The sequence below is a fragment of the Bradyrhizobium sp. AS23.2 genome, assembly GCF_001908185.1.
Taxonomy (GTDB): domain Bacteria; phylum Pseudomonadota; class Alphaproteobacteria; order Rhizobiales; family Xanthobacteraceae; genus Bradyrhizobium.
In genome coordinates this window covers 1-17,100 of the sequence record NZ_LGHM01000006.1, presented here as the reverse complement: position 1 = coordinate 17,100, position 17,100 = coordinate 1, and the positions used below count along the sequence as shown (strand labels likewise).

General features: G+C 61.7%; 14 protein-coding genes and 1 pseudogene. 10 read left to right on the top strand and 5 right to left on the bottom strand.

Annotated elements, in window-relative coordinates:
* The first annotated feature begins 122 nt into the window (after positions 1–122).
* The 6 genes from pimD to AC630_RS00750 all read left to right on the top strand — a co-directional run bounded on the left by pimD (position 123) and on the right by AC630_RS00750 (position 7,822).
* Positions 123–1,265, top strand: coding sequence for a pimeloyl-CoA dehydrogenase small subunit (gene pimD / locus AC630_RS00775; protein WP_074116604.1), 1,143 nt, complete (start codon positions 123–125; stop codon positions 1,263–1,265).
* Positions 1,266–1,439: 174 nt separating this feature from the next.
* Positions 1,440–2,213 carry an SDR family NAD(P)-dependent oxidoreductase gene (locus tag AC630_RS00770; protein ID WP_074116603.1) on the top strand — a complete coding sequence of 258 codons (774 nt, stop codon included), beginning with the start codon at positions 1,440–1,442 and terminating at the stop codon, positions 2,211–2,213.
* A gap of 253 nt (positions 2,214–2,466) precedes the next feature.
* Positions 2,467–3,966: a glycerol kinase GlpK gene (gene glpK / locus AC630_RS00765; protein ID WP_074116602.1), complete on the top strand. Its 1,500-nt coding sequence runs from the start codon at positions 2,467–2,469 to the stop codon at positions 3,964–3,966.
* A gap of 47 nt (positions 3,967–4,013) precedes the next feature.
* A complete protein-coding gene (locus AC630_RS00760) occupies positions 4,014–6,461 on the top strand; it encodes a penicillin acylase family protein (protein WP_074116601.1) in 2,448 nt (815 codons plus the stop codon).
* Between the two features lie 146 nt (positions 6,462–6,607).
* Positions 6,608–7,201 (top strand): GNAT family N-acetyltransferase, encoded by a 594-nt coding sequence (locus tag AC630_RS00755; RefSeq protein WP_074116600.1) that lies wholly within the window; start codon positions 6,608–6,610, stop codon positions 7,199–7,201.
* Between the two features lie 438 nt (positions 7,202–7,639).
* Positions 7,640–7,822: a hypothetical protein gene (locus AC630_RS00750; protein ID WP_074116599.1), complete on the top strand. Its 183-nt coding sequence runs from the start codon at positions 7,640–7,642 to the stop codon at positions 7,820–7,822.
* Between the two features lie 345 nt (positions 7,823–8,167).
* Here the strand turns inward: AC630_RS00750 and AC630_RS00745 are convergent, their stop codons facing one another.
* A complete protein-coding gene (locus AC630_RS00745) occupies positions 8,168–8,332 on the bottom strand; it encodes a DUF2934 domain-containing protein (RefSeq protein ID WP_074116598.1) in 165 nt (54 codons plus the stop codon).
* Positions 8,333–9,184: 852 nt separating this feature from the next.
* Between AC630_RS00745 and AC630_RS46140 the strand changes: the two genes are divergently transcribed.
* A complete protein-coding gene (locus AC630_RS46140) occupies positions 9,185–9,430 on the top strand; it encodes a hypothetical protein (RefSeq protein WP_074116597.1) in 246 nt (81 codons plus the stop codon).
* Positions 9,431–9,809: 379 nt separating this feature from the next.
* A complete protein-coding gene (locus AC630_RS00730) occupies positions 9,810–10,004 on the top strand; it encodes a hypothetical protein (RefSeq protein WP_074116596.1) in 195 nt (64 codons plus the stop codon).
* 414 nt (positions 10,005–10,418) lie between these two features.
* Here the strand turns inward: AC630_RS00730 and AC630_RS00725 are convergent, their stop codons facing one another.
* Positions 10,419–11,813 carry an alkaline phosphatase family protein gene (locus AC630_RS00725; protein WP_074116595.1) on the bottom strand — a complete coding sequence of 465 codons (1,395 nt, stop codon included), beginning with the start codon at positions 11,811–11,813 and terminating at the stop codon, positions 10,419–10,421.
* Between the two features lie 610 nt (positions 11,814–12,423).
* On the opposite strand from AC630_RS00725, the pseudogene AC630_RS00720 reads away from it, so the two are divergent.
* A pseudogene (locus AC630_RS00720) lies at positions 12,424–13,058 on the top strand (tyrosine-type recombinase/integrase).
* A 156-nt stretch (positions 13,059–13,214) separates the two neighbouring features.
* A complete protein-coding gene (locus tag AC630_RS00715; RefSeq protein ID WP_208866941.1) occupies positions 13,215–14,339 on the top strand; it encodes an amidinotransferase in 1,125 nt (374 codons plus the stop codon).
* A gap of 36 nt (positions 14,340–14,375) precedes the next feature.
* On the opposite strand, the gene sugE is transcribed toward AC630_RS00715, so the two are convergent.
* From sugE to AC630_RS00700, 3 genes are all read right to left on the bottom strand, one after another.
* On the bottom strand, positions 14,376–14,690 hold the full coding sequence (gene sugE / locus AC630_RS00710) for a quaternary ammonium compound efflux SMR transporter SugE (protein ID WP_074116594.1): 315 nt from the start codon (positions 14,688–14,690) through the stop codon (positions 14,376–14,378).
* A 344-nt stretch (positions 14,691–15,034) separates the two neighbouring features.
* Positions 15,035–15,889, bottom strand: a complete 855-nt coding sequence (locus AC630_RS00705) for a L,D-transpeptidase (protein WP_074116593.1) — start codon at positions 15,887–15,889, stop codon at positions 15,035–15,037.
* A gap of 427 nt (positions 15,890–16,316) precedes the next feature.
* Positions 16,317–16,709, bottom strand: coding sequence for a hypothetical protein (locus tag AC630_RS00700; protein ID WP_074116592.1), 393 nt, complete (start codon positions 16,707–16,709; stop codon positions 16,317–16,319).
* Between the last annotated feature and the right edge of the window lie 391 nt (positions 16,710–17,100).

The following is a 17,100-nucleotide window of genomic DNA, read 5'->3' as shown; positions in this document are numbered from 1 at the left end:
GTACGCCGCGGCGGTCGTGAGTACGACAGGCGGTTGCGTTTACTGGATCCCCGCCTTCGCGGGGATGACGTCTGAGGATGAGGCGACGGCAGGGAAAATGACCGTCGAATTTGGAGAGAAACATGGATTTTGATCTGTCCGAGGAGCAGAGGCTTCTCAAGGAAAGCATCGACGGCCTGCTGACCGATTCCTACGATTTCGAGCAGCGCAAGAAGTACATGAAGGAGAAGGGCGGCTGGAGCCAGGTCGTCTGGGGCAAGCTCGCCGAGCAGGGCCTTCTGGGCCTGCCCTTCGCGGAGGCCGATGGCGGCTTCGGCGGCGGCGGCGTCGAGACCATGATCGTGATGGAAGCGCTCGGCAAGGCGCTGGTGCTCGAGCCCTATTTGGCAACGGTCGTGATCGGCGGCGGCTTCCTGCGTCACGCCGGCTCCGATGCGCAGAAGGCGGCCCACGTGCCCGGCATCATCGACGGCAGCAAGACGCTCGCCTTCGCCCAGCTCGAGAAGAACTCGCGCTACGATCTGTTCGATGTCACCACGGCGGCGAAGAAGAAGGGCAACGGCTGGGTCATCGACGGCGAAAAGTTCGTCGTGCTCAACGGCGAGAACGCCGAGACCCTGATCGTCACCGCCCGCACCAAGGGCGATCGCCGCGACAAGACCGGCATCGGCGTGTTCCTGGTGCCGGCGAACGCCAAGGGCGTGACCAAGAAGTCGTATCCGACCCAGGATGGCCTGCACGCCGCCGACATCACCTTCACCGGTGTCGAGGTGGGCGCGGATGCCGCGATCGGCAACCCCGAGGACGGCCTCGCGCTGATCGAGCGCGTCGTCGATGAGGCCCGCGTCGCGCTTTGCGCCGAGGCGGTCGGCCTGATGGACGAGTCGCTCAAGACCACGGTCGAGTACATCAAGACGCGCAAGCAGTTCGGCGTCGCGATCGGCTCGTTCCAGTCGCTGCAGCACCGCGCTTCCGACATGTTCGTCGCCGCCGAGCAGGCGAGATCGATGTCGATGTTCGCGACCATGGCCAACGATTTCGAGAGCGCCAAGGAGCGCTCGAACGCGATCGCCGCGGCCAAGGTGCAGATCGGCAAGTCGCTGAAGTTCGTCGGCCAGCAGTCGATCCAGCTCCACGGCGGCATCGGCATGACCATGGAGGCGAAGATCGGCCACTACTTCAAGCGCCTGACCATGATCGAGAACAGCTTCGGTGACACCGAGTACCACCAGCGCCGCGTCGCGGATGCCGGCGGGTTGATCTGAGTCGCAACTGTCATCCCGGGGCATCGCGAAGCGATGAGCCCGGGATCTCGCCACCACCGTCATTGCGAGGAGCGTAGCGACGAAGCAATCCAGACTTTCTCCGCGGAAAGATTCTGGATTGCTTCGCTTCGCTCGCAATGACGGAGTCCGCCGAACCAGGGAGGCCCAACAACAATGAAAAACACCCCGTTCGATCTCACCGGAAAAGTCGCCGTCGTCACCGGCTCCAGCCGCGGCATCGGCCGCTCCTCGGCCGAATTGCTGGCAAAGCTTGGCGCCAAGGTCGTGGTCTCATCGCGGAAAGCCGACGCCTGCAAGGAAGTCGCAGACGGCATCAATGCGGCCGGCGGCGATGCCATCGTCATTCCCTGCAACATCGCGCGCAAAAACGAGGTCGAGGCGCTGATCTCGGGCGCGACGAAGCACTACGGCAAGATCGACATCCTCGTCTGCAACGCCGCGGTGAACCCGTACTACGGCCCGCTGCTCGACATCACCGACGAGGCCTTCGACAAGATCATGGGCTCGAACGTCAAGAGCAACATCTGGCTCTCCGCGCTGACGATCCCGCAAATGGCCGAGCGCGGAGGCGGCTCCGTCGTCATCATCTCCTCGATCGGCGGCCTGCGCGGCTCGACCGTGATCGGCGCCTACGGCATCTCCAAGGCGGCCGACTTCGCACTGTGCCGCTCGCTCGCCGGCGAATGGGGCCCGAAAGGCGTCCGCGTCAACTGCATCGCGCCCGGTCTCGTCAAAACCGATTTCGCCCGCGCGCTCTGGGAAGACGAAGCCAACCTCAAGCGCCGCACCGCCACGACCCCGCTCCGCCGCATCGGCGAACCCGACGAAATCGCCGGCGCCGTCGCCTACCTCGCCTCCGACGCCTCGAGCTTCATGACCGGGCAGACCATCGTCATCGACGGCGGCGTCACCACCGCGGCGGTGTAGGTGGTCTACTCCCTCGCCCCGCTCTTGCGGGGAGAGGGTTGGGGTGAGGGGCCGTCTCCGCGGGCGCCGTTGGAGATGAGTTCGCGGAGAGTCCCCCTCACCCGGAATTCAAGCTGCGCTTGAATTCCGACCTCTCCCCGCAAGCGGGGCGAGGTGAACGAAGGCGATGCGGGTGGTATTGACCTTCCGGCCCTAATCCGCTCCCTTTGGCGCGACACAATGACCCATTACGGGAAAACGCCAAGGTAGCTTCATGTCTTTCGTCCTCGCCATCGACCAGGGCACCACGTCCTCGCGGGCCATCGTCTTCCGCAGCGACATCTCGATCGCCGCCAGCGCGCAAGCCGAGTTTCCGCAGCATTTTCCGGCCTCAGGCTGGGTCGAGCACGAGCCGGAGGACATCTGGACCTCGACCGTGACGGTCTGCCGCGAAGCGATCGCGAAGGCGGGGATCACCGCGAAGGATATCGCCGCGATCGGCATCACCAACCAGCGCGAGACCACCGTGGTGTGGGATCGCGCCACGGGCCAGGCCGTGCACCGCGCCATCGTCTGGCAGGACCGCCGCACCGCCGACGTCTGCGCCAGGCTGAAAGCCGACGGCCGGGAGCCGGTGATCTCGCAGAAGACCGGCCTGATCATCGATCCCTATTTCTCCGGCACCAAGGTCGCCTGGATCCTCGATCAGGTCCCCGGCGCGCGGGCGCGTGCCTCGCGTGGCGAACTGATGTTCGGCACCGTCGATTGCTACCTGCTCTGGCGCCTCACCGGCGGCAAGGTGCACGCCACCGACGCCACCAACGCCTCGCGAACGCTGCTGTTCAACATCCACACCGGCCAGTGGGACGACGAGCTGCTGGAGATCATCGGCGTGCCGCGTTCGATGCTGCCCGAGGTGAAGGATTCCTCCGCCCGCTTCGGCGAGAGCGAGCCGGATCTGTTCGGCGGCCCCATTGCGATCTCCGGCATCGCCGGCGACCAGCAGGCCGCGACCATCGGCCAGGCCTGCTTCCGCCCCGGCATGATCAAATCGACCTACGGCACCGGCTGCTTCGCGCTGCTCAACACCGGCACCACGCCTGTCGTCTCCAAAAACAAGCTGCTGACCACCGTCGCCTATCAGCTCGACGGAAAACGCACCTATGCGCTCGAAGGCTCGATCTTCGTCGCAGGCAGCGCGGTGCAGTGGCTGCGCGACGGCCTCGGCATCATCAAGCACGCGGCCGAGACCGGCCCGCTCGCCGACCAGTCCGATTCCATGCAGAGCGTCTATCTCGTGCCGTCCTTCGTCGGCATGGGGGCACCCTACTGGAATCCTCGCGTGCGCGGCGCGCTGTTCGGCCTCACCCGCAACACCGGCCCCGCCGAGCTCGCTCATGCCGCGCTGGAGAGCGTGTGTTACCAGACCTACGACCTGCGCGAGGCGATGCGCGCCGACTGGCCCGGTGAGAAGGCGGAGAACGTGCTCCGCGTCGACGGTGGCATGACCGCGTCCGACTGGACCATGCAGCGCCTCGCCGATCTGCTCAACGCGCCCGTCGACCGCCCCGTGATCCAGGAGACCACGGCATTGGGGGCCGCCTACCTCGCCGGCCTCCAGGCCGGCGTCTATCCCGAGCCGACGAAGTTTGCCGACAACTGGCGCCTGGAGCACCGCTTCAAGCCGAACATGAGCCAGGCGACAAGGGAGCGGAAGCTCGCAGGCTGGGAGCGCGCGGTGAAGGGCGTGCTGGCGAGCGACGAGGGGGAATAGCAGGCGCGCATGACGCGCCCCAATCAATAACAACGGGAGAAACGACAATGAACACGGATTTCAACCGGGTCATCCAAAAGCTCTTCGGCGCAGCGATCTGCGCCGCACTGCTCACCTCGACGGCCATCGCGCGCGAGAAGGCGAACCCGCTCGGAAGCGCACGGCAGATCAAGACTGATGTTGCCGGTCTCAACGGCCCCGCCCAAATCCTGGTCGATGTCTGGGGCATTCCGCACATCTATGCCGGCAACGAGCACGACCTCTTCTTCCTGCAAGGCTTCAACGCTGCGCGTGACCGGCTCTGGCAGATCGATCTCTGGCGCAAGCGCGGCCTCGGCTTGCTCGCCAGGGATTTCGGCCCGGCCTATGCCGAGCAGGACAAGGCGCTGCGGCTCTTCCTCTATCGCGGCGACATGAATGCGGAGTGGGCGGCCTATGGCCCCAAGGCGAAGACCTATGCGGAGGCCTTCGTCGCCGGCATCAATGCCTATGTCGCCGATGTCCGCGCGGGCAAGCGCGCATTGCCGATCGAGTTCAGGATTGCCGGCACCATGCCCGATCCCTGGACGGCGGAGGACGTCGTCCGCATCCGCAGCCACGGGCTGACGCGCAACGTTGCCTCGGAGGTCAAGCGCTCGCTGGTCGCCTGCGCGGCCGGCCTCGAGGCCGATCGGTTTCGCGTCAAGCTCGAGCCGGCCTGGACGACGAAAGTTCCGGACGGCCTCGATCCCTGCAGCGTGCCGAAGGCGGTGCTCGCGGCCTATGACCTCGCGACGCGCCCGGTGGCCTTCGCGCAGCCGAAGGACCGTCAGGCCGCGCTCGCGCATGATCCTGACAAATACCTCACCGAGGCCGACCAGCAGCGCGACACCATCGGCTCGAACAACTGGGTGATCGCGGCCTCGCGCACCGCGACGGGTCGCCCGATCCTTGCCAACGATCCGCATCGCGAGCACAGCGTGCCATCGCTGCGCTACATCGTCGGGCTCAACGCGCCGGGCCTCTCCGTGATCGGCGCGGGCGAGCCGGCGCTGCCCGGCATCTCGATCGGCCATAATGGCACAATCGCCTTCGGCCTCACCATCTTCAACGTCGACCAGGAAGACCTCTACGTCTACGAGCTCAATCCTGAGAATCCCAACCAGTACCGCTTTGGCAATGGCTGGGAGGACATGCGCATCGTCCACGAGAAAGAGCAGGTGAAGGGCGAGGCCGATCGCGACCTCGCGCTGAAATTCACCCGGCACGGCCCGGTGATCTATGTCGATGAGGGCAACAAGCGTGCCTTCGCCGTACGTTCGATCTGGTTCGAGCCCGGCACCTCTGCCTATTTCGGCTCGTCGGATTACATGACCGCGAAGGACTGGAACGGTTTTCTCGCGGCCATGCGCCGTTGGGGCGCGCCGTCGGAGAACCAGGTCTATGCCGACACGCGCGGCAATATCGGCTGGGTTGCCGCCGGCAAGACTCCGCGCCGCGCCAACTATGACGGCCTGATGCCGGTGCCCGGCGACGGCCGCTATGAATGGAACGGCTTCCTTTCGCTCGACGAGTTGCCGAAGGCCTATCAGCCGAAGCAGGGTTTTCTCGCCACGGCCAACCAGATGAACCTTCCGGCCGATTACCCCGTCAGCGAACGCAAGGTTGGCTTCGAATGGTCCGACAGCGCGCGATGGCAGCGGATCACCGAGGTGCTCGCTGCGAACAGCAAGGTGACGCTCGCCGACGCGATGGACCTGCAGAACGACGACACCGCGATGCTCGGCCGGCGACTGGTCAAGCTGTTGCAGCCGCTGTCCTCCGACGATGCCAACGTGAAGAAGGGCCTCGAGCTGCTCAAGCCATGGGACGCGCGCGATGCCGCCGACAGCGCCGCGGCCGCCGTGTTCGAGGTCTGGATCGCCAATCATCTCGGTCCGGTGCTCTTGAAGACCACGGCGCCCAAGGCGGCGGGCCTGATCGCGCCCGAAGCGTCCAGCATTTCGGCGATCGTCGCCTATCTCGAAGCTCCGGACGCAGCGCTCGGCTCCGATCCGGCCGCCGCACGCGACCAGGTGCTGCGTGAGAGCCTGGGAGCTGCGGTTGCCGACGTCGCAGGCAAGCTCGGTGTCGACTCCTCCACCTGGCGCTGGGGCCGCTTGCATGTCGCCAAATTCGACCACGCGCTGATGCCGCTCGCCGACAAGGCGACATCAGCGCAATTGTCGGTCGGTCCGCTCGCCTTTGGCGGTGCCGCCAATGTGCCACGCGCCGCCACCTACCGCCGCTCCGACTATCAGCTCATCTCCGGCGCCTCGTTTCGCATGGTGCTCGATGTCGGCAATTGGGATGCGAGCCGCACCATCAACACGCCGGGCCAATCGGGCGATCCCTTCAGCGGCCACTATCGCGACCTCGCGCCGCTGTGGGCGACGGGGCAATATGTCCCGCTGCTCTATAGCCTCCCGGCGGTCGAAGCTGCGACCGCCGAGGCGATCACCTTGATGCCGAAGTGATCGGCGCCGAAAACTCCGCTTCACCTCGCCCCGCTTGCGGGGAGAGGTCGGAACGCATCGCTAGATGCGTTCCGGCTGAGGGGGTACAGGTCTATAGGGGCGCATTCCCGCTTCGATCAGCGCCCTGACTCCACTGAGAGGCTGCCATGATCCTCCCCGACGGCTATTCCGACATTCCTGCCGGCAAGATTGCAGCGGTCGTCACGCATCTGGAGATGACCGCGCGTCCGGCGCGCCGTGACGATCCCCCGGGCGCGTGGTCCTTGCGCAAGGTCGAGCCGCCCGCGCTCGATTGGTATCGCGATCTTTACCGCCGCGTCGGCGAGGAGTGGCTGTGGTTCACCCGGGTCGGGATCGATGACGCCGATCTCGCCGGGCGGATCCACGCGCCCGGCGTCGAGCTCTACGGGCTGGTCGTTGACGGCCAAGATGAAGGCCTGCTGGAACTCGATTTCAGTGTGCCTGGCGAATGCCAGCTGCTCTATTTCGGCGTCACCGCAAAATTCATCGGCACCGGCGCCGCCCGATTCCTGATGAATCGTGCGCTGGAGATCGCCTGGTCGCGGGACGTCAGCCGTTTCTGGGTGCACACCTGCACCTTCGATCATCCGTCAGCCGTCGCGTTCTATCAGCGCTCCGGCTTCCGCGCGTTCCGCCGCCAGATCGAGATTGCAGACGACCCGCGTATTGATGGAACGGCACCGCGGACAGCGGCGAATCATGTACCGATCGTTGAATAGTAGGTACTAAGGCGTATACTTATAAATCCGGGATTGTCCGCTTCCAGGGGCAGGGCAGACATGGCCTGACCGGCCGGGAACGTCTGCAAATCCAGCCGGTTGCGCGTGGGAACCATCCAAGCCGGATAACGTTTCTACGTTAGAGTGGAGGTCCCTCATGAGTAACGAGCGGAACAGCCACCGTAACGCCGTCGTGCTTTTCGCCGCCTCGATGATAATCGCAATACTCGCGGCGCTCGCCACCACGCTTGAGCGGGTCGACACAAGGACGGCTAACAACGAGACTCCGCCCGGTGCGACGGGCCTCGCTAGGCCACATCCGCCATTGGACCGCGCACCAGGCCAGCCGGTGTTGGGCAACGGGGCGGCCAGAAATCCTGCCGGCCGGTGATCCCCCGGGGATAAAATTCCCTAGGGGCACATCCGAGGAGCAACAACATGACCCCACACAACCTCGAGGAATTTTCCACCAGGTTGATCGACTGGCGTCCCGTCGTGATCATGGGCAACACGATGCCGCCCCGAGATCCTGATGAAGACGAAGCGGACGAGGACGAAGAGGACGAAGAAGAGGACCGCGCAGACGAACTGCCGGTCGTGCGCGAGCCGGACGAAGAGTAAGCAGGATGCTTCTAGAACCAGGATCGGCATAGTCTCAGTTTCGGAGAGTGTGGTCCGCAGCGGACATGCGGCGCGCTTACTGCGTCCGGTGGTTTCCAAGGTTCCTTCGAAATCCCGGGAGCTCCGGTCGGACCTCGAATGGACGGCGGTCCTAGGCGGGAGCAACCTCTCGGCGTTCACCGGTGCAGGAGACGAGGATGCCCCTCATATGGCTTGGTGCGCTCCTTGTTTCGTCAGCGTGCTCCAGATGACGTTTCAGCCGATCTGCCGCGAACAGCGAATTTGGACCGCCGAAAAGTACGCCGCGTCGATTGGAGTTTCGCGGAAGCGACTCTCACCGCAGCTCTACAGCGTATCTGGCGTCTTGAGTTCGTGGCGAACCAGCTCTTCCTTCAGCTGTCGCTCTGCTTCCAAATAGAACTCTTGGTCTCGCCCCTCCGGCATTCCGGCTTGCTGCCAGAGCTCATATGCGCGTTGCTCAATGTCGTTTTGAGACGGAAGATCTACCATGTGCGTTACTCCCGATGAGACCAACGGCAGGCTCTTGAGGGCCTGACCGGACTTTCCGAGCGCGAAGTTCGCAGTCGCTGTCTTCAGCGATGATGCCCAGGTTCAGTCAACTCCAACTGCGAGCCCGCTTGCGTCCTGGCGCTCAAGTCAGGTGTCTCACGCCGTGGGGTAGCTGGTATCGATCTCCGTCCTTTGTCAACCAACCGCCCTCGACCATACGAAGCGCGAAAGACTTGGTGCAAACCGGATGGCTGATTCCGGGGATGTGAAGCATGGTGTTCAGCCGGACTAATTAGCCATAAAGCTGCGCCTGCCGCAGCGCATTACGCATTCCTCTCGAAAGAACCATCGTAACGTCGTCTCGAGCGGTAGCCGGAGAGAACGCTCCCTTGGGCGGGAAGCGATCTAGGCACTAAGCCACTCGTGGTGCCGGAACGTTGCGAGGCGGCGATCCTCCTGCCACAGCTCAACGTCATGGTCGCCGGCTAGAGACCGGGCGCCTCGTTCGGCGTCCTATCCATCCTTGCCGAGCAGATCGACACGCTCTGGTGCGCTGCAGCTATCATCCGAACACGAACAACGTGATCGACCGACGTGCCGATCATGCAGCGGCGAAACACCGGAACAGAAGTTTTGTTTAGTTCGTTTAGTGTCTAACGAAGGAGAAAGACTATGCTTGCTAACAGGCTTATGATCTTGGGTGCGGTGCTAGCCTCCAGTGCCAGCGCCGTGTATGCGGCTCCCTGCAATATGGCGAGCCGCGATGCAGGATCGGGGAATGTCCCAGGCTATACCGGACAAACCACTGGTTCCACAGCAACTGATTCCAGCCAACATCCGCCGACATCTGCGATGAACAAAGCCTCCGAGAATGTTGCAACATCGTCGCAGGACGCTCAACGCCAGATGCAGAGCGAGCCTACAGCTGCCGAGCAATCAAAGAAGATCGAGCCCGCACCCTCCTCGCAGTCACCGGATCGGACGGCAGGCACGGTCGAGCAGACCCGTCCCGCGCCCACTGAACACTCAAAGAAAATGACGGCCGGTGAGGCCGAGCAAGCACCGTCCGAGCAAAAGGTGGGGCAGGACTGCGATTAAGCGCGGGGACAATGATTTCGATTTGCGGTTAGGGGGCCGAAAGGTCCCCTTTGAGAGACCAATCGCGCTCCCGCCAGATACCAGGAGGAGCGTGCCATCGCCCCTCCTCATTTCGATTCTTATTCAATCCAAGCACGCATCTGCCTTGGCGTTGGGACCTTCGGCGCAGCGCTGCTCGTTGCTGTGGCGATGACGAGCATCTATTTCGTGCGGTAAGGCCGCGAGCGGCCTGCCTGAGACCACTTAAGTTTTTATTCTGGCGTCGCTCCGGTTCCGGGTGCATACTGGTTCCATCACCGCACACGGCACCATTGCTTCGATCGGTGATCAGAACGCCGGTTGCGCTCCTGCCCAATTCACGTAGGGAAAGGAGAGTGCCATGAAACGACGCTCGCAATCCCACACATTTGACGACAATCTGAACGCGGAGAGAGCCCGCATTATAGCGGAACTGGAAAACACACGGCCAGGACCGCAGCGTGATCTTCTAGAAAGCAAACTGCGCCAGCTCGAAACCGTTTCTCATATAGACGGGTGGCTGACTTCGCCGGGCCTGCAACCCCCCGAAGAATAAGGCCGCCTCAGTTGGTGACCTCTCATTTTGCAGGGGGGGCGGTAGATGCAAGAGTACCGCGCATTTATCATGGGCCTCGACGGACGTATCGAGCTTCGCATCGATCAAATGTGCGAGGACGAAACCATTCGGCCGATTGCGCAAATTTCTTGGCAACGGGTGCGACCAGGTCAGTGATTTTGACCGGATCGGTTTCCTTAGCGGTGATTGCCCGGAGATCGTTTACATACTGTTCGAGGGTGTACGATACCGGCATTGCATCAACCTCCCTTAGGCTTGGGGATGGCCACTGCAATTGAGGCCTTCTATGCAGCGTTCTCGCGCCTAGCACTTTTTGAGCCAGCGCGTTGTTCGGCTCGGGGCCGATAGGAGACATCCCATCCGCGACGATTCTGGCCACTCTCGCCTTCAGCATCAAGGAGTCTGAAAGAAGTCGAAGGCGTTGAGGAGGTTGTTAGCCGCGGCGTCTCGACTACCGAGAGGCGCCACGTTCCAGCGAGTTTCGATCAGCTTCAAGATCGAAACGGTCTCATACGTCGTGTGATCAACAAACCCGCGTTTGGCAAAGGGCGAAATGATAACCGCCGGAATGCGAACCCCTGGACCCCAGCGATCGCCGGGCGGTGGCGGAACGTGATCCCAACGTCCGCCGCCCTCGTCATAAGTGACGATAATCACGCTGTCCTTCCAAAAGACACTTTCCTGCACCGCGTTGACCAAACTTGCCACGTGCTGCTCCCCTCGCAGCAAGTCCGAATAGCCAGGATGTTCGTTGTCGGCGCCGATCGGCTTGATAAAGACCACGGCCGGCAGGTTGCCAGCCCGCAGGGCCGCAAGGAAATCCTCGGTGTCCTTCAGGTGCTCGGTCCGGGCAGCCTTCCCTTCGGCATAGGGGGCGAAGTAGTTGAACGGCTGATGATGAAATTGGAACAGTGCGTCGGGATGGCCTGCAACGGCGTCTTTCCAGCCGCCCGAGTACCAAGCCCAAGAGATGCCCTTCTCGCTTAGCCGATCACCAATCGTCGGCAGATCCAGCAACGGTATGAGCTGGCCCGGATCCTCGATGTTTCCGGGATAAGGTCGGTTAGCGGGGTAGACCGTGTGGACCACGTAGCCGTCTGGAGTGACCGATCCGTCCTTAACCACGATGCCCTGTGCGTCCATTTGAATTCTCAAATTCGCCGGTGCGTTCGACCAACTGGGGGTGCAAGCGCAGATCAACCAAAGATGATTGATCATCGAGCCATCGAATGCCGAGTGGAAGAAACGATCGGCCAGAGTGTACTGCTGAGCCAAGCGACCAATAGGCAAGTCGGTCGCATCATAGTAGCTCATCGCCAATCCGCCGTTCTCGCTCCAGGCGACGAACCCATCCATTCGGCCGCCGTTGATTTGGCGCTTCTCCTGCTGCGCCCGGTTGACGATGTCGCCAACTTTCTGATGCGGCGGAACATACTGGGCGATGTCATACGGCGCGACGGGTAGGTCCGTCGGAAACCGGGAATCCGGGATTGGCGGCTTCTTCGACGTATCGAGTGGCTGTGGAAGTGTCAGGTAGGGCGTACCGTCTTTTTTGATCTGCCGAATGCGTTCACCCGCATTGGCGAGGCCATCTGCGCCGGGGAACTTGCCGTACAGACCGTCGAAGCTCCAATTCTCCTGATAGATCACGATAACATGCTGAATTCTCTCTAACCCAGCGGACTGGGCAGCCACTCGCCCTGCGGAAAAGAGAACACACAACAGTACCACGACGGCAATAGCTTGTGCCTTTCGTGCAGGCGGCGCGCGCGCAATGAAGCTTAACATGTGATCCTCCCTTGAAGCGCTCCTATTCGAGTTCACGAACTAGTTGCTGTTGTAGATCGGACAGCAACCGCGAGCGGCAATAGGGCATTGCCGAGTTCGAGAGTCATCGGCTTACGGTGCACCTTCGCGCGACCCCACCCGTGACGTTCATCGTCACGCCCGGAAGATCCAAATATATCACCTACGTGCCCGCTGATTGGATCGGGTTAAAGGTCATGGACCCGTCATGCAGTCGAAGTTTGACAATCAATCGCCTGCGGTCCCTCCATTCACTCGTGGGTCGACTGCCCGTGAAAGATCGGACCCGATCAGCGGTTCGCGAGCTTGTTGTACTCCGCGGTCGACGCTACGGCGCTCAAATTTCGGAGAAAAGAATTCCATCAAACACCGCTTCTGAGACTGCGAAGAGGATACAGAGCTTCGGTGCCGCGTGATCTGAGAAGTAGATTCTCCGCCATCCGCCGAAGTTCGCGTTTTTACACAGCCAGGGTCATTCGCTGCGGACCTAAAGCGGCCCCGCGGTCCTCCATGGCCGCAAGCCTCTGAAAGCAGACACGATCTGCGCGTCATAACGCATGCTCGGTGCCCTCACAGCCCGAGGAGTACGATCATGCCTGACGAATGCAGCTTCTCCACTAAATCTCGTCGCACACCCTGGAACAAGGGCAAGCTGATCGGAGCCAAACCTCCGCTGCGGCCAAACCAAGTCTGGTCGATCCGAACCCGGCTCCTGATCGAAAGACGGACCCGCGATCTTGCCCTTTTCAACCTTGCGATCGACAGCAAGTTGCGTGGCTGCGACGTCGTCGCCTTGAGGGTCGAAGATGTCGCTCCGAATGGCTATGCGGTCGATCGTGCGACCGTCCGGCAGAAGAAGACCGGGAGAAAGGTCAAGTTCGAGTTGACGGATCAAACGCGGCAAGCCGTTGACGACTTCTTGAAGGAAGCCGGCAAGAGGCCAGGTGAGTATTTGTTCACTGGGCGCCGGGGGGGCGCGGTCGGGCGATGACAACCCGCCAATATGCTCGCCTTCTTGCGGACTGGGTGGCAAGCATCGGGCTTGACCCAAGGGTATTTGGCACCCACTCGCTGCGCCGAACCAAGGCAACGCTGATCTACCGCCGCACGGGGAATTTGCGAGCCGTGCAGCTGTTGCGCGGCCACACGAAGATCGAAAGCACGGTCCGCTATCACGGCATCGAGGTTGACGACGCGCTCGCGATTGCCGAACAAGTTGAGGTCTGAATCACCAGGGCAGAGCGGACATGCTCTGCCCATCGGCCAGCGGCCGCTTCGGGCCAATAGGCGACACCAAGGATTTGCGATCGATCCGGCGACCGGAGTCGGACCTCTGGAACTTCCAGGATCAAAGGCTGTTGTAGCGCACAGAGGGCCTCATGCATGGACATGGTCACGCGCGCTCGCGGTTCGGATGTCGTCCCATCGGGACAAGTTTCTCCAGTGAACTCACACAACGAGTGGGGCACGCTGGAGGAAGTGATCGTCGGAAGGCTTGAGGGTGCGGTTATCCCGTCCGATCATCCGGTTGTCACCTGCAACATTCCCGGCATGGCAGCGCGTGCTCAGTCGCTGCTCGCAGGCTTTCGTTACCCAAGGATCCTGGTCGAACCAGCGCAGCGTGAGCTTGATGGCTTTGTTGCGCTGCTACAGTCGCTGGGCATCGTCGTAAGACGGCCGGACGCTGTCGACCACAGGAAGCGCTTCAGCACGCCGGAATGGTCCTCGCGCGGCTTCTGCAATTCCTGCCCGCGCGACAGCATGCTCGTGGTCGGCGACGAGATCATCGAAACCCCAATGGTTTGGCCCTGTCGCTACTTCGAGACGCACTCCTATCGTCCGATCCTGAAGGACTATTTCCAACGTGGCGCGCGGTGGACGAGCGCGCCCAGACCGCAACTGGCGGACGAACTGTTCGACCCTGAATTTCGCGTTCCGAAGAAAGGCGAGCCGATCTCATACATTCTCACCGAATTCGAACCGGTCTTTGATGCTGCCGACTTCTTTCGCTGCGGGCGCGACCTGTTCGTGACCCGCAGCAACGTCACCAATGCGTCTGGTATTGAATGGCTGCGTCGCCACCTTGGCGACGGCTATCGCATCCATGAGATCGAGAGCCGCTGTCCCAATCCAATGCACATCGACACCACCATATTGCCGCTTGGGCCCGGCAAGATCCTGATCAATCCCGAGTACATAGACGTCGACCATCTTCCGGCCGTCTTGAAAGGATGGGACATCCTCGTGGCCCCCGAGTCCGACCCGATCACCGATCCTGTGCTGAGGATCACTTCGCTATGCGGGAAATGGCTCAACATGAACGTATTGATGGTGGATGAGAAGCGCGTCATCGTAGATCCACATCATACCGCAACGATGCGTGCGTTTGAGAATTGGGGATTCGAGCCGATTCCCTGCGAGTTCTTACACTATGCGGCATTTGGTGGCGCCTTCCATTGCGCCACGCTCGACGTCCGGCGGCGCGGCACGTTGGAGAGCTATTTTTGAGCCGACTTCCAACAGGTTCTCGTCGCACCGTTCCGCCTAAGTGGTGATTTTCAGTCCGATCATGCCCAAGAGAATAAAGCCGATACAAGCAAGCCTAAGCAACGTTGGGGGCTCGTCAAATAGATAGATGCCGAGCGCGGTGGTGCCAACAGTGCCAATGCCCGTCCACACCGCATAGGCCGTACCGACCGGCAGCGACTTAAGGGCGATGCCAAGGAACCCAATACTGGCCGCCATAGCGACGACTGTGGCGATTGTTGGTAAAAGGCGTGCGAAGCCTTCCGTGAATTTGAGGCCGATCGCCCAGGCGATTTCGCACAGGCCAGCAATGAGCAGGAAGAGCCAAGCCATGGGAATGCCCCAAAAACACTTGAACAACGAGCAATCTCTCTCAGGGTTTACTCCAAATCAATGCTTTGAAAATCTGTAGTAGGATCGGGCTAGGGCTGAGCATTGCCCTACGCCGTCTTGGTCGTCTTGTGTAGCTTCAACCTCCGCACTGCTAACGGCGTAAGAGGCGGCTTAGAGTCAAATGCGGCAGTCAGCCCAACGATCCTGTGGCGTCCGCTTTCCCGCAACCAGCCGACATGGCAGCGGCTGTTGCGCTGTTGAGCTCAGGGCCAGAAGCTGACTCAGAAGGGACGACTTGAATTGCCTCCTTGTCCTCAGTTGCAGACCGAGGACGGAGGACTGAGTTACTGGACCTCGGCGATCTTCGGTCCAGATGACAGCATCTGCGCGTTAGTTGCCGAGGGCCGGTTCGACGGCGACGCCGGGTCCGGCGATCGGAAAGCGGCGTCGGGCGGCGCTCCCTGGGATGGTCGACGGGCAGCGGTTGCCGGAAGCACGATCACCTTCGCTCCGACTTTCACCCGCTCATAGAGGTCCACGACGTCCTCATTGGTCAGCCGGATACAGCCGGACGAAACCCGCTTCCCGATCGTATCGGGATTGTTGGTGCCGTGAATTCGATATTCGGTCTCGCCCAGATACATCGCCCGGGCGCCGAGCGGATTACCGGGGCCACCTGCCATAAACCGCGGCAGATAAGGCTGACGCGAGACCATCTCCGCAGGCGGATGCCAATCCGGCCATTCTGCTTTACGGGCCACAGTCTGTTCACCGGACCATGTGAAACCTTCGCGGCCAACACCGATGCCGTAGCGCAGGGCTCGCGTGTCGTTCAGAACGAAATAAAGGAATGTGTTTTTGGTATCGATGATCACGGTGCCCGGCGTCTGGCGGCTGGTGTAGTCAACCACCTGCCGAACGAATGCTCCGGGACCGTCAGCGGCTTTTGGTGGTTCGACCAGAGGCGCCGGGGCCGGAATCGGAGCCGGAGGTGATGCACGAGCAGGAGCTGACACGTAAACCGGAGTTGACGACGCCATGGCTTGGTGCGCGGACGGCTTCCCTATCGGCTGCACGCTCGCCGGGCGAGACAGCAAACTGTACCCCAATGCGGCGACGGCCACGGCGCCAATTGCAACTCTCCCGACCATTGGTAGTGCGAGCGTCTCTGCCTTTCCACGTTTGGCCCGCTTACTCATATCTTTCCCCAGGTCACCATGCCTGGAAGAGGTACCCAGTAAAATTTAAGAAACTTCGAAGCGATTTCGCTCAGACTGGAACCGTTAGCGGTGGTTAACGCCGCACTCTTGTTCGGCAACATAAAAATTGGGAGTACCGCTTGATATTTAGCTCGCGACGTGGACGACGCGCTTCTCATCGCGGAACGAGTCGAGGTCTGAATCGCCTGGCGGAGCGGGCACGCTCCGCTCTTTCGTTAACGGCGGCTTTGGGTCACAAGCGCCGGTCGAAGGTCATGGCAGAGTGGTCCGCTCAGCTCCGGAGAACCGACCTAACCTAGCGGTCGAACGGCTTCGCATTTGGGCCATAAGCGGCCGTCGTCCAGTCGGAAATGGAGAAGACCAATCGTAGCAGTCGTCGCTGCTGCACACTCGCCACTGAACAAACTCATCGCCGCCGGTTCACGAGCCACAGCGCGCCCGACGATCCCGCGAGCGCGACGACCATCATGAGGGCGAGCGCGACAGACATCACGCCACCTCCCGCGGCCGCCAGCGAGCTGCTGCCCCCGCCCGCGAGCATCAGGAGTGGAATCGCCACAAGCGGGCCGCCGAACTGGGCGGCAAAGAAGGCACCGAGAAACGAGACGACGATGTTCGCGATCCAGCCGAGCACACCCCGTTTCTTCGTCCATGCCTCGTGGACGGCGATAGCCAGTGCGGCGACAAACGTAGCCGCCGCGATCACCAGCCCCCCACCGACGGCGTCCATCGGAATCGTACCGGTCATTTGCAGAACCACGATGCCGATCACGGCAATCTGCACGATGATGTATGGCATGAGGTTCGCCCCTGCTGCTCTGTCGGAGGCAACCAATACCGCTGGTGCTTGCGCAGTGCGCAGGCTCGCCTCCTCTCGCGATTAGTTGCTGGGGCCCCTTGTCTGGTTCATCCCTTGGAGCCTGAACGTCGTCCAAACCCGCAGGTCTGCTTTGGGTCCCTTAGCTGACCTCGACCGAGCGCGGAGCGATAGTCCGCTTTCAGGGTAGGAGCGGACCGAGGCTGGGGCCGATCCCGACTTCGGATTGTGACCCTGGCTGTGTGAAAACGCGCAGGATCGAAACACGACTAGAATTACATTCTTCAGTTCGCCGTTTAGGTTGAAGGCACTTGCGAGCCTGGGCGCTAGAACGATCTTGGACGAATAAGTTCTTCTATCGCGCTCAAGCGTC

Bases quoted from the DNA above. Each gene is read 5' to 3' on its own strand.
- pimD (WP_074116604.1), top strand. From the start codon at position 123: ATGGATTTTGATCTGTCCGAGGAGCAGAGGCTTCTCAAGGAAAGCATC.
- AC630_RS00770 (WP_074116603.1), top strand. From the start codon at position 1,440: ATGAAAAACACCCCGTTCGATCTCACCGGAAAAGTCGCCGTCGTCACC.
- glpK (WP_074116602.1), top strand. From the start codon at position 2,467: ATGTCTTTCGTCCTCGCCATCGACCAGGGCACCACGTCCTCGCGGGCC.
- AC630_RS00760 (WP_074116601.1), top strand. From the start codon at position 4,014: ATGAACACGGATTTCAACCGGGTCATCCAAAAGCTCTTCGGCGCAGCG.
- AC630_RS00755 (WP_074116600.1), top strand. From the start codon at position 6,608: ATGATCCTCCCCGACGGCTATTCCGACATTCCTGCCGGCAAGATTGCA.
- AC630_RS00750 (WP_074116599.1), top strand. From the start codon at position 7,640: ATGACCCCACACAACCTCGAGGAATTTTCCACCAGGTTGATCGACTGG.
- AC630_RS00745 (WP_074116598.1), bottom strand. From the start codon at position 8,332: ATGGTAGATCTTCCGTCTCAAAACGACATTGAGCAACGCGCATATGAG.
- AC630_RS46140 (WP_074116597.1), top strand. From the start codon at position 9,185: ATGAACAAAGCCTCCGAGAATGTTGCAACATCGTCGCAGGACGCTCAA.
- AC630_RS00730 (WP_074116596.1), top strand. From the start codon at position 9,810: ATGAAACGACGCTCGCAATCCCACACATTTGACGACAATCTGAACGCG.
- AC630_RS00725 (WP_074116595.1), bottom strand. From the start codon at position 11,813: ATGTTAAGCTTCATTGCGCGCGCGCCGCCTGCACGAAAGGCACAAGCT.
- AC630_RS00715 (WP_208866941.1), top strand. From the start codon at position 13,215: ATGGACATGGTCACGCGCGCTCGCGGTTCGGATGTCGTCCCATCGGGA.
- sugE (WP_074116594.1), bottom strand. From the start codon at position 14,690: ATGGCTTGGCTCTTCCTGCTCATTGCTGGCCTGTGCGAAATCGCCTGG.
- AC630_RS00705 (WP_074116593.1), bottom strand. From the start codon at position 15,889: ATGAGTAAGCGGGCCAAACGTGGAAAGGCAGAGACGCTCGCACTACCA.
- AC630_RS00700 (WP_074116592.1), bottom strand. From the start codon at position 16,709: ATGCCATACATCATCGTGCAGATTGCCGTGATCGGCATCGTGGTTCTG.